Here is a 12,037-nt window from a genome sequence, read left to right as displayed (position 1 = left end):
AGGAAGCGATTTTTTTGAAAAAAACGCTCATAAGTTTATCTGCAGCCCTGTTACTCCTTTCAAGCACAACGCAAGCTCTCGTATTCGCCGATACTGCCCAAGATCCAAATCAAAATGTATACGTCAATGCGGACGTTCTGGAAACCGTATCTTCCGTGGATCTGACCTATGTACTGGATAAAGCACTGAAAGATTCCCATAATCTTGCCCTGCTAACGCTAAAATACGCTGCTCAAGGCAGTAAAAAGGGCGATTTGGAGCAGCAAATGAACGAAATGGGTTCGGCCTCAATGACGCCCGGTCATTTGCCAAGCACTCCTGCAGAGGTCACCAATACAGGGAATCCACAGCTGCCTAACCTAAACAACCCAACTGATATCGCCTGGACTGTCATGCAAAATACAGCGATAAACCAGATGATGCAGGGGATGGGTGCTCTCGCTGGCGGCATGAATAAAATCATCTCTTCCCAACGCGCGCAAATGAGCACAGCAGCACATCAGCTCGGGACGGATGGGCGGAACTCTCTGCTGCAGTCAGATGAAGCTAAGGCAGGCATCCGCTTGCAAACAATCGCGCAATATGTGCAGCTTCTAGCACAGAAGAAGCAGCTTGATTTCATGAAGGAATACGAAGTTGTGATGGAGAAAGACCTGCTGAAAGCTACGCTTTTCGCGCAGCAAGGCTTGGCATCATCTGACGATGTGCAAACGGTGCAGAAAGCCATTAATAAGCAAAAGGACGATATTACAACCTTGCTGAATAACTATCGTTTGGGGCTTGTGCAGCTTTCGACAGACATTGGGATTTCATACGACCCTGATTTAGTCATCAAGGATATCGAGTCCATTTCTGTAGATCCCATTTCGGAAACAGACACGACTACTTTATTGAAGGCTTCCTATCAGATGAAAGCTTCCGGCAATAACATCGACGAAGCTATGTGGGAAACAGGTCACACAGTTACTCAGAACACTTATGGTGAGACGTATCAAGGCGTTAATCTGGCCATTAACGGGCAGAAAAATGAGCAAACCAAGCTTGAATTGACCAAGAAAATTCAAACGACGTACAACGATGCCAAGAATGCGTATCAAGCCGTTCTTACGGAACAGCGGAACTTGAATGATGTGCAGGCCGATTTGACTAAAATGAATTTTCGCTATAGTGTTGGCGTCATCTCCAAGCATGATCTGAATAAATTCGAGATCAAAGTTCAACAGAATGAAACGGCCTTAGCTGCAGCTAAGCTCAAATATTACGTGTTAAAAGAAAAAGCGAAAGCGATGGATACGGGATTTATCCAATAATTCTTAACCACAAACTCAACCACAGCTTCTTTTTAGTGATGGCCGCCAAGCTAAGCTGAGAAGAAGCTGTGGTTTTTGATTTGTGGTTTTTTCTGGATTGAGTTCGTAAAATATCTGGGATATAATGAAAAGAATGACTAAAAGCTGATTAATTAAAGGGGTGTAGAGAACTTGAGCATAACGAAAACAGATGTCGAGCACGTTGCGAAGTTGGCTAGACTCGACCTGAGTGATAACGAGAAAGAACTATTTACTGAACAGCTAAATGCCATTTTAAAATATGCCGAGCAGCTGAATGAACTGAATACCGAAGGTGTTATTCCGACAAGCCATGCCATGCCGATGGTTAACGTCATGCGTGAAGATGTCGTGAAGCCATCACTGCCAATTGAGAAAGTGATGTTGAACGCACCTGATCACGAAGACGGGCAATTCAAAGTCCCAGCTGTTTTAGAATAAGAACCATTATGAAAGGAAGTGCCTGTCGTTGTCTTTGTTTGATTTAAACCTACAGCAAATTCACGCGAAGCTTCAAGGCAAAGAACTTAAAGTTGCCGATCTCGTGGATCAATCCTATACAAGAATTCAACAAGTAGAAGGCAAGGTTCGCGCCTTTCTTACATTAAATGAAGAGAACGCTAGACAAGCTGCCGCCAAGTTGGACGAGCAGTTCGCGAGCAGCAGTGAACGAAGCCCTTTATTCGGCCTTCCGATTGGGATCAAAGATAACATGGTCACCGAAGGCTTGAAAACGACCTGTGCAAGCAAAATCTTATCCAATTTCACGCCGATCTATGATGCAACCGTGGTTAGCAAGCTCAAGGATGCTCAAACCGTTACGATCGGCAAGCTCAACATGGATGAATTCGCCATGGGCGGCTCCAACGAGAACTCCGCTTTCCATCCGTCCCACAATCCGTGGAACACGGATTACGTGCCAGGCGGCTCCAGCGGTGGCTCCGCTGCAGCAGTAGCTGCAGGCGAAGTCTACTTCGCGCTGGGCTCAGACACCGGCGGCTCCATTCGCCAGCCTGCTGCTTACTGCGGTATCGTCGGACTGAAGCCGACGTACGGACTCGTGTCCCGCTATGGCCTAGTCGCGTTCGCGTCTTCACTCGACCAAATCGGGCCGCTGACGAAGAACGTTGAAGACTCCGCCTACCTGCTGCAAGCCATTGCCGGCTACGACCCGAAGGATTCCACGTCTGCGAATGTGGATATCCCTGATTACCTCAGCGCATTGACTGGTGATGTCAAAGGTTTGCGCATCGGCGTACCCAAAGAATACATGGGCAATGGTATCGACCCAGCGGTCAAAGAGAAAGTGCTTGAAGCGCTCAAAGTGCTTGAAGGCTTAGGCGCTGTATGGGAAGAAGTGTCGCTGCCGCATTCTGAGTATGCCGTAGCGACTTACTACTTGCTCGCTTCTTCCGAAGCGTCCTCGAACCTTGCGCGCTTTGACGGCGTGCGCTACGGTGTGCGTTCGGACAACGCTCGCAACTTGCTGGACTTGTACCACATGTCGCGCAGCGAAGGCTTTGGCCCCGAGGTCAAACGCCGCATTATGCTCGGAACCTATGCGTTAAGCTCGGGTTACTATGATGCTTACTACTTGAAAGCACAACAAGTCCGTACCCTGATCAAGCAAGATTTCGATCAAGTTTTCGAGAAATTCGACATCATCATCGGACCAACGGCTCCGACACCTGCTTTCAAAATCGGTGAGCAAAGCAGTGATCCACTCACGATGTATTTGAACGATATCATGACCATTCCGGTCAGCTTGGCGGGCATTCCTGCGATTAGCGTACCTTGCGGATTCGTGAACGAACTTCCCGTTGGCCTGCAAGTCATCGGCAAAGCGTTGGATGAAGCTACTCTTCTGCGTGTAGCCCACGCTTTCGAGCAGCATACAGATCACCATAAGCAGCGCCCGCAATTGTAGGATAATAGTTCATGAGTAACGAAGGAGGCATTCATTTTGTCGGCAACAGATACCCAATTTGAAACTGTAGTCGGTCTTGAAGTTCACGTAGAGCTTCATACCGCTTCCAAAATATTTTGCGGTTGTGCAACCTCATTCGGAGCACCTCCGAATACGAATACATGTCCGGTTTGTTTAGGTCACCCGGGTGTACTTCCTGTACTTAACCGTCAAGCAGTCGAATATGCGATGAAAGCCGCTATGGCGCTCAATTGCACGATTTCTACACATAGTAAATTTGACCGTAAAAACTACTTTTATCCGGATTCACCAGACGCATACCAAACTTCGCAATATGATCAGCCTATTGGCTTGAATGGTTGGATCGATATCGAAGTGAATGGAGAAAGCAAGCGCATTGGCGTAACACGCGTTCACCTGGAGGAAGATGCAGGCAAGCTGACACACGTTGATGGTGGTTACACCTCTCTTGTGGACTTGAATCGTGCGGGAACCCCTCTGATTGAAATCGTATCCGAGCCTGATCTCCGTTCGCCGGAGGAAGCGCGGGCTTATCTGGAGAAGCTTAGAGCGATTATGATCTATTGCGATGTTTCCGATGTGAAAATGGAGGAAGGCTCGCTGCGCTGCGACGCCAACATCAGCTTGCGTCCATTCGGGCAAGAGAAGTTCGGCACAAGAGCCGAACTGAAGAACATGAACTCGTTCCGCGGTGTCCAAAGAGGACTCGAGTATGAGGAATATCGCCAAGCCGAAATTCTCCGCAGCGGTGACGAAGTCGAGCAGGAAACCCGCCGCTGGGATGAAGCGCAAGGCAAGACGTTATCCATGCGCGGCAAAGAGGATGCGCATGATTACCGCTATTTCCCAGATCCGGATCTCGTCAGCCTGCATATCGACGATGCTTGGAAAGCTAGCGTCAAAGCTTCTATCCCTGAATTGCCTGATGCGCGTAAAGCGAGATACAGCAGTGAGTACGGGTTACCGAGCTATGATGCCGATGTAATCACTTCGTCCATGAAACTGGCGAATTTTTTCGAGGAGAGCTTACAATTTACCCAAGATGCCAAAGCGGTCTCGAACTGGATCATGGGTGATCTGCTCGGGTATTTGAACGCGAATAGCCTGGAGCTCACCGATGTGAAAATCACAGGTAAGGGCTTAGGCGAGATGATTGGTCTGATTGAGAAAGGCACAATCTCCACCAAAATCGCCAAAACCGTATTCAAGGAAATGATCGAATCCGGCAAAGAACCGCAAAAGATCGTTGAAGAGCAGGGACTTGTACAAATCAGCGACGAAGGTGCAATCAAGGCCATTGTTGAGCAAGTTGTGGAGAACAGTCCACAATCGGTAGCGGATTTCAAAGCCGGTAAGGAAAAAGCCGTGGGCTTTTTAGTCGGGCAAGTCATGAAAGAAACCAAAGGTAAAGCGAATCCGGGACTCGTCAACAAATTAATTGTGGAGTGCCTGAAGAGTAAGTGATTAAGTTTGAAGTGGTGATCCGATGTTATGGACGCCACTTTTTTCAGTTAAATTAGCATGTATCATGAGAGGGGAGAACTCTGCTTGTCCATTCAACGACTTCATTTGGAAACTAACGAGGATATTTTGGTCCTATTATCTTTACAAATCGCTTCCTATCGCGTGGAAGCAGAACTTATTGGCTTCGATGACATCCCCCCGCTGAAGGATGGGATTCAATCTATACGTGAAGCAGAGGAAACATTTTATGGTTTTTTCGTTCATGAGAATGATGAGAGTACACTTGCTGGAGCCATTTCCTACTCGCGAGAAGGGGGCGCGGTCACGATCTGCCGCATGATGGTGCATCCGAAATATTTTCGCCGCGGAATTGCTAGGTCGCTTTTACAACATATACTAATGGATCAACAATTAAATGGAGCGACGCGTTTTATTGTATCCACTGGAACGGAGAATTTACCTGCAATCCAGCTATATGAGAGCTTCGGTTTCGCCGTACGTCGAGTATTCACAGTTCCACCGGGAGTTAGCTTAACCACTTTCGAACGACCGGCCATCATCTCCTAAATATTAATTCCGTAGTTCTCACTATCATGTGTGATACAAGGTACTATCAGTATGAGAAAAGGGAGCGGTTACACGATGAGCAATCCTTGGGTTATTGATCAACTCCATATTACGATACGATTAGTTCTGGCACTCTTTCTAGGCGGCTTAATCGGGTTTGAGAGGGAAGTTAGCAGTCATGCAGCTGGCCTTCGTACACATATTTTAGTATGTGTGGGCTCTGCCCTTGTTATGTTGCTTTCTATGTATGGGTTTAGTGCCTTTGTGAACGAAGTGAATGTCCGTATAGATCCTTCGCGTTTAGCTGCACAAGTTATCAGCGGCATTGGATTCTTAGGTGCTGGAACGATTATTTTTAACGGGAGATCGATTACGGGTCTTACGACAGCGGCATCCCTTTGGGTAGTTGCGGGAATTGGCCTTGCTATTGGGGCAGGTTTTTATTATCCGGCTGTTCTTGCATGTTTCATGGTACTCATCTCCCTATGGATTTTGAATAAAGTGGAGCATAAATATTTTAATGGGAAGAAGATTCGTATTCTTAAAATACTGGCGATCGACCAACCGGGGACGCTTGGACTTATTACGACCCTACTTGGTAGACAGAAAGTGGACATCCGTAAGATCGCAATGGAAGAACAAGAAAACGAGAATAAACCGAATCATGTTCTAATTACATTCCACGTCACCATTCCTAAGCCGTCCATTATCGAGACAGTACTTGAAGAAATCAATCAAATGAATGGAGTTACCGGTGTTACCCTCGAAAAAAGTAAAAATTGAAGGGGTCAGCCCATAGGAAGCGTCAAAGCTTATGGACGAACAGAAAGGGGGGAAGTCAGGCATGGACAAAATGACGGATGAGCAACTGATCGACCGGGTCCGTCAAGGTCACTCCGATGCTTACCGTGTATTGGTAGAACGGCATAAGAGTTACATCTATACACTCGTATACCGAATGGTCGGGCATAAGGAAACTGCTGAAGACTTAACCCAAGAAGTGTTCGTTAAGCTGTTTCGTTCATTAGCTCATTTTCGCGGCGATGCGAAGTTCACCACTTGGCTGTATCGAATGACGACGAATCTCGTGACAGACTTTCGGCGTTCACAGAAGCGTAAGCCCTATGAAGCACTGCTCGATAAAATGAAGGGCTGGTTCACAGATGCCCGTGAGCAGCCCGAGGAAATAGCTATGCTGAAGGAAGATCAGGAGCATATGCAGGCTCTGCTTTCCGAACTTCCAGACAAGTATAGATTAATCATGTATTTGTTTCATTATAAGCAGCTTTCGTATCAAGAAATGTCTGAGGTGACTGGGCTGCCTATGAAAACGCTGGAAACTAGACTCTATCGGGGAAAAGCGATGCTAAAAGAAAAATGGTTGGAGGTGAATGCACATGATTCCCAAACATCAGGAAGACACTCGGCTCACGCAATACCTAAATAAACTGCTGGACGAGATGCCGCTTAGCGAACCAAGCCCAATGCTGACGGAGCGTGTGATGCGGAGGATACAATCAGCTAAAATTCCTGAGACTCCAAAGAATCCCCATGTTGGCAAAAGAAAACAATGGGTGAACAGCTTTGTTGCGATAGCAGCGACTATGCTCCTCATGCAATCAGGGATTATAAACAAAATTATGCATATAAATTCGGGGATCACTCAGATAACAGCGTATATCCAGCATTTATCCCAATACTTGTAAAAAAAATAGATAGGAGGCATTAGCATGAATCTGCCCAAAGACAATCCGCACATTCCAGAGTATTCACCCAATCCATCTTTTCAACACTACCCTCCCTATTATTCTGCTCCAAGAAAACGCAAATGGGTCGCAGGCGTACTATCGTTCATTGTCCCGGGAACTGGACACTTTTACTTAGGCCTCATGCAGCGCGGTCTATTTATTATGATGCTTCTCATTCTCGATATTTTTATTATTACATCTTTCGCATCTCGGTCCGATACAAGTGTACCTATGGTAACGCTTTTTGCATTGTTCATTCCTGTGATTTACTTCTATAATCTATTCGATGCGCTTCAAACTACAGACAATGTGAATCGGCGCAATGAGCTTGGCGAGTTCGCGACTGGTCTCTATGATAGCGAAGATCCTTTACAGAAGTTGATCAAAGGCACGAATCTTGGTGTTATTTTCATTGTTGCAGGTGTATTGTTTTTTCTTCTCAGTAACAAGCCTCGTTGGTTTACAGGGCTCTTTGATCTCATGGGCTCGTATTTTGGATCCGTTATCCTCGTCCTTGCTGGTTTGGCTATGTATGTCCTAGATTCCCGTAAAAATAAATAGCCAAATGGTGCTATATGCGCAACCATCATTGACAAAAGTCAATTCACACACGTACAATATAATGTAAGGTTTTAATGACTAACATCAGGTGGTGAGTACCATGGCAGCACATTTAGAACAGGCTTTAGCTAAGTTGAAAACAACAGGTGTTCGGATGACACCGCAGCGGCATGCTATTCTATCCTTTTTGCTGGATTCCATGACTCATCCGACAGCAGATGACATTTACAAGTCTCTTGAATCCAAATTTCCTAACATGAGCGTTGCGACTGTTTACAATAATCTTAAAGTATTTATTGAATCGGGACTTGTTCGGGAACTGACTTATGGAGACAGCTCGAGTCGCTTTGATGCGGATATGACGGACCATTATCATGCTGTTTGTGAGTTGTGCGGGAAGATTTCGGATTTTGAGTATCCGCCTCTTTCGGATATAGAGACTACCGCTGCTGCGCAAACAGGCTTCCGAGTTGGCGGTTATCGACTAGAGGTTTATGGCGTTTGCCCGGATTGTACAGGGATTACCAAGCATTAACTAAAGCAGAATTCCTCATTCGCTGTACCTATGATGTATAATGAAACGTGATCCTACCTTTCGGCTGTAGAGAGGTAAGAACACGTTTTTCTTTTTATATATCGCATAAAAGGAAGTGAAACCTTGCATTCAACACCGACAGATCAGCAATCGAAACGCAGAAGATCAACGAAGAGAATTCTCTTGATACTTGGTCTTTTTATTGGAATGTTTGCCGCAGGTGCAGCTACGTTCTTATGGCAGCAGTTAGCGCCGAACCGGACGAAGGTAGAGCTAGAATATCACGAGTTAAGCAAGCCGGTATTTTATCAAGGGAATTACTATAAGACAAGCGCGATTGGGGAAAAAGAGGGACTGAAGCTTCCGTTAGAGCTTATACAGGAGTGGATGGACCCATCGATTATATATGAAAAAAGCAGTGATTCGGTTATTATCACAACGAAAGATAAAGTATTACGGTTAAAGACTACGGAGCTTTCAGCTTTAATGAACGAGAAACCTATCAACTTATCTTTTCCTGTTGAAAAGAAAGGAAATGACATTTACGTACCCATTGAGCCTCTTCGGCAACTGTATCCTTTTGAAATAAGAGAGTCTGAGAAGTCAGGCGCCATTCTTATATACAAAAAAGGCGACCTCGTCAAGTGGGGGAAGCATGTGGGTGCCGAAGATGCCCAGGTGAGGACATTTGCTTCTATAAAAGCACCGATAGTCTCTACGATTGCAAACAATGAGCAAGTTATGATACTGGCCGTAGAGGGAGAATGGTATCGTGTACAGCAGCAGAGTGGTCCTATAGGCTTTGTGCGTAAAGCTGATATTATGGAAGACCATGAAGAAACCATACCGGCTCAGGAGCAGACGCCAGCTTATGTAGCCTGGAAGCCGCTTAACGGCAAACTGAATCTGACTTGGGAGCACGTCATTACGAAGAATCCCGACACTTCTAAGCTTAGCGATATGCCCGGCTTACATGTTGTTAGCCCTACATGGTTCTCCCTGGCTGACGGCGAGGGGCGCATTAAGAACTTAGCTGACGCATCCTATGTAAAATGGGCGCAAACGCGAAATTATCAGGTCTGGGCGTTGTTTAGCAACGGCTTTGAACCCGATCGAACGTCTCAAGCACTATCGACTTATGATCGTCGTATGAAAATGATTAAACAGTTGCTCGGCTTTGCACAAACATACAATTTGCAGGGCATTAATATTGACTTTGAAAATGTGAATCTCAAAGATAAAGAAAATTTGGTCCAATTCGTCCGCGAATTGACACCTTTTATGCATGAACAGGGTCTTGCTGTTTCCATTGACGTTACACCGAAATCAACGAATGAGATGTGGTCCATGTTTTATGACAGACCTGCTCTTGCCGAAGTTGTTGACTATATGATGCTGATGGCATACGACGAATACTGGGCTTCTAGCCCGAAATCCGGATCCGTTTCATCGCTGCCTTGGACAGAGCGCTCTGTTACCCAACTCTTGGGCAGCGAGAAAGTGCCACCATCTAAGCTTGTCCTAGGTGTGCCATTCTATACGCGTCAGTGGACCGAAGAGACGAAAAATGGTAAAACGACGGTTACCTCCAAAACTTTAACGATGGAAGCCGCCCAGACGATTATTAAAGATAAAAAATTAACCCCTACTTTCTTGGAGGAAACAGGTCAGAACTATGTGGAGTACAAAGAGGGAGAGAAACTCATTCGTATTTGGTTAGAAGATGAAACATCAATCAAAGCAAGGCTTGAACTCGTGAAAAAGTATGATCTAGCAGGAGTAGCCTCATGGAGAAGAGGCTTCGAACAGCCGGCCGCGTGGAAAGTCATTCAAGACGCGTTGCAACAAACTAAGCAATAACAAAACAAAAAGCCGAACCCAAATGGGTTGCGGCTTTTTTTCTCATAATCAATGAGGCTTATGTTCGTGAGCTCTGTCCACTTCGAGCTGAACGGTTTGTGTAGCGGCTGTTTCGTTCTCGGCCGTTGTGTCGTATTGTGGATCAACAGATAAAATAGTTTTACAAAACATACAGCGATCCGTTTTCCCCAGCATTTTCGTTCTTCTTCCGCATTCCGGACAATCAATGACAGTCGCCGATGTAGAAAGCATTCCTGCCCAGAAGTATATACCCATACTTACCATCATACTGATCATACCAATAATCATGAAGACTACAGCGGCGATTCGCCCAGCCTTCCCCCAATCAAAAACGATACCTGCTAGTCCTATAATCATAAGCAGCATTCCACCCATGGTCATAGCGAGACCCCATAAGCGGAATTCATTTACTTTACTTGATCTGAAACGCACGCGTTGTTCCTCCCCATTTAATAGCTATCATGTTTGTATGAATTGTCACAGAAATCAGCAGGAAACTCCTTCTACCATGTAGAATTAGATATAAACAATTTGGAGACAGGAGCTTCGGATACCCATGGGAATCGATAAAGAGCAGTTTTTGCTTAAGTTCCGAAATGACCAGAGAATTATTAGTGTCATGGCGGTAGATAATCCTAAGCAACTTCCTTCACTGACAGATGGTTTTGATACGCTACTTCTTATAGTAACGAACGACCTGAGTCTGAGCAATCATACGACTAATTATATAAGAGACGATTCGAGGATACAAGAAAGATGGGTAGATCCGTCTTCCATAGAGCAATGGATACGTCATGGCATCAACCGAAATATCCTTCACTGGCTGCTAAAAGGGGAGATACTTCTGGATCAGAATACTTATTTAGAAGGCTTGCGTCACAGAATACTCGAGTTTCCAGGGGACTTACGTGAGCACAAACTACTAGTTGAATTCTCCCTTTTTCTACGTAAATATCTGCAGAGCAAGGAATACATCTTAGATGAGCATTTGCTGGATGCTTACAATAATATCCTAGAAGCTCTACATCATTGGGCGCGCATAGTTATTATCGAGGATGGTTATCACCCGGAAATTACCGTATGGAGGCAGATCCGTGCGATTAATCCTGGCGTGTATAAACTATATGAGGAACTGACAATGAGCAAGGAAACGTTGAAACAGAGAGTTCAGCTCGTTCTGCTCGCCTGTGAATTTTCGGTTATGTCAAAAATGGAGCGTTGCTGTGAGGCGTTTATTCAAATACTTAGAGAAAATGAACAGCCATTAAGCACGGATGAATTGCAGCAGCATTCTCAGTTAGCTGAGCTTAGGGCAGAGCTTCCCTTGCTGTTGAATAAGCTGGTGAAAAAAGGGTTAATTAAAGAAGTAGCTGTTCTCGTTGATGAAGAGAATTCAGAAATCGAGTTAAGATATACAAGTGTCTAATTGAACTAAACCCATGAAGAATCAGGTATTATTCTGGTTCTTTTTTTATTCTTATTTTATTGCTTGACTTTGATTGCAATTCTATGATAAATTAACTCTCGCCGCTAAAAACGGTTCGCATTCGAAAGCCAACGCAGTACCAAGATGTAAGCGAAGTAAGAAAAAAGAAAAATAAAAAAAAGCTTGCATTGAGTAGCCTAGATGTGATATATTATAAAAGTCGCCGCTAAACGGATGGCGAAGAAATACGAAAGAAATTGATCTTTGAAAACTGAACAACGAGTGAGTAAGCACGAACGAGAAATCGTTCAAAAAGAGATTGCAAAATCTCGCTAGCAACGCAAATGAGCAATTAAGCTTTCAAATAGTTTTACTATTATGGAGAGTTTGATCCTGGCTCAGGACGAACGCTGGCGGCGTGCCTAATACATGCAAGTCGAGCGGGTTTACCCTTCGGGGTAAGCTAGCGGCGGACGGGTGAGTAACACGTAGGTAACCTGCCTATAAGATCGGGATAACTATCGGAAACGATAGCTAAGACCGGATAATTGGTTTTCTCGCATGAGAGAACTATGAAAC

13 protein-coding genes and 1 rRNA gene are annotated in these 12,037 nt (G+C 45.2%); 13 read left to right on the top strand and 1 reads right to left on the bottom strand.

The features are described from left to right. Positions 1-14: 14 nt before the first annotated feature. The 11 genes from G519_RS44795 (at position 15) to G519_RS0127485 (ending at position 10,011) form a co-directional block, all read left to right on the top strand. Positions 15-1,310, top strand: a complete 1,296-nt coding sequence (locus G519_RS44795) for a TolC family protein (RefSeq protein WP_051253733.1) — start codon at positions 15-17, stop codon at positions 1,308-1,310. A gap of 171 nt (positions 1,311-1,481) precedes the next feature. Further along, positions 1,482-1,769, top strand: a complete 288-nt coding sequence (gene gatC, locus G519_RS0127530; RefSeq protein ID WP_029197435.1) for an Asp-tRNA(Asn)/Glu-tRNA(Gln) amidotransferase subunit GatC — start codon at positions 1,482-1,484, stop codon at positions 1,767-1,769. Between the two features lie 28 nt (positions 1,770-1,797). Continuing rightward, positions 1,798-3,255: an Asp-tRNA(Asn)/Glu-tRNA(Gln) amidotransferase subunit GatA gene (gene gatA / locus G519_RS0127525; protein ID WP_029197434.1), complete on the top strand. Its 1,458-nt coding sequence runs from the start codon at positions 1,798-1,800 to the stop codon at positions 3,253-3,255. Positions 3,256-3,288: 33 nt separating this feature from the next. Next, positions 3,289-4,740, top strand: a complete 1,452-nt coding sequence (gene gatB, locus G519_RS0127520) for an Asp-tRNA(Asn)/Glu-tRNA(Gln) amidotransferase subunit GatB (protein WP_029197433.1) — start codon at positions 3,289-3,291, stop codon at positions 4,738-4,740. An 84-nt stretch (positions 4,741-4,824) separates the two neighbouring features. After that, on the top strand, positions 4,825-5,307 hold the full coding sequence (locus tag G519_RS0127515; protein ID WP_244280241.1) for a GNAT family N-acetyltransferase: 483 nt from the start codon (positions 4,825-4,827) through the stop codon (positions 5,305-5,307). A gap of 75 nt (positions 5,308-5,382) precedes the next feature. Further along, a complete protein-coding gene (locus G519_RS0127510; RefSeq protein WP_029197431.1) occupies positions 5,383-6,090 on the top strand; it encodes an MgtC/SapB family protein in 708 nt (235 codons plus the stop codon). A gap of 31 nt (positions 6,091-6,121) precedes the next feature. Then, the gene (locus G519_RS0127505) at positions 6,122-6,754 is read left to right on the top strand and encodes an RNA polymerase sigma factor (RefSeq protein ID WP_244280240.1); all 633 of its coding nucleotides are present in this window, start codon (positions 6,122-6,124) and stop codon (positions 6,752-6,754) included. Further along, the gene (locus G519_RS51355; RefSeq protein ID WP_029197429.1) at positions 6,705-7,013 is read left to right on the top strand and encodes a hypothetical protein; all 309 of its coding nucleotides are present in this window, start codon (positions 6,705-6,707) and stop codon (positions 7,011-7,013) included. Before G519_RS0127505 ends, G519_RS51355 begins: the two co-directional genes overlap by 50 nt. A gap of 24 nt (positions 7,014-7,037) precedes the next feature. Continuing rightward, a complete protein-coding gene (locus G519_RS0127495) occupies positions 7,038-7,616 on the top strand; it encodes a hypothetical protein (RefSeq protein ID WP_029197428.1) in 579 nt (192 codons plus the stop codon). Between the two features lie 100 nt (positions 7,617-7,716). Further along, a complete protein-coding gene (gene perR / locus G519_RS0127490) occupies positions 7,717-8,151 on the top strand; it encodes a peroxide-responsive transcriptional repressor PerR (protein ID WP_029197427.1) in 435 nt (144 codons plus the stop codon). Between the two features lie 123 nt (positions 8,152-8,274). Next, positions 8,275-10,011, top strand: coding sequence for a glycosyl hydrolase family 18 protein (locus G519_RS0127485; RefSeq protein WP_029197426.1), 1,737 nt, complete (start codon positions 8,275-8,277; stop codon positions 10,009-10,011). A gap of 48 nt (positions 10,012-10,059) precedes the next feature. Here G519_RS0127485 and G519_RS44790 read toward each other — a convergent pair whose 3' ends face one another. Beyond that, positions 10,060-10,464, bottom strand: a complete 405-nt coding sequence (locus tag G519_RS44790; protein WP_084160364.1) for a DUF2614 family zinc ribbon-containing protein — start codon at positions 10,462-10,464, stop codon at positions 10,060-10,062. 124 nt (positions 10,465-10,588) lie between these two features. Here G519_RS44790 and G519_RS0127475 point away from each other — a divergent pair, with 124 nt between their 5' ends. Together G519_RS0127475 and G519_RS0127470 are read left to right on the top strand one after the other, a co-directional pair. Then, positions 10,589-11,458, top strand: coding sequence for a nucleotidyltransferase-like protein (locus G519_RS0127475; RefSeq protein ID WP_029197425.1), 870 nt, complete (start codon positions 10,589-10,591; stop codon positions 11,456-11,458). A 375-nt stretch (positions 11,459-11,833) separates the two neighbouring features. Next, positions 11,834-12,037: ribosomal RNA gene (locus G519_RS0127470) — 16S ribosomal RNA — on the top strand; the annotation flags it as partial.

The sequence above is a fragment of the Paenibacillus alginolyticus DSM 5050 = NBRC 15375 genome (assembly GCF_000422905.1).
Classification (GTDB): domain Bacteria; phylum Bacillota; class Bacilli; order Paenibacillales; family NBRC-103111; genus Paenibacillus_E; species Paenibacillus_E alginolyticus.
Note: the sequence above shows the minus strand (reverse complement) of the source record. Positions and strands in the feature narration are given on the sequence as shown.

Excerpts from the sequence above, each read along its gene's own strand:
- perR (WP_029197427.1), top strand. The coding sequence starts at position 7,717 with ATGGCAGCACATTTAGAACAGGCTTTAGCTAAGTTGAAAACAACAGGT.
- G519_RS0127505 (WP_244280240.1), top strand. The coding sequence starts at position 6,122 with ATGGACGAACAGAAAGGGGGGAAGTCAGGCATGGACAAAATGACGGAT.
- G519_RS51355 (WP_029197429.1), top strand. The coding sequence starts at position 6,705 with ATGATTCCCAAACATCAGGAAGACACTCGGCTCACGCAATACCTAAAT.
- G519_RS0127510 (WP_029197431.1), top strand. The coding sequence starts at position 5,383 with ATGAGCAATCCTTGGGTTATTGATCAACTCCATATTACGATACGATTA.
- G519_RS0127475 (WP_029197425.1), top strand. The coding sequence starts at position 10,589 with ATGGGAATCGATAAAGAGCAGTTTTTGCTTAAGTTCCGAAATGACCAG.
- G519_RS0127495 (WP_029197428.1), top strand. The coding sequence starts at position 7,038 with ATGAATCTGCCCAAAGACAATCCGCACATTCCAGAGTATTCACCCAAT.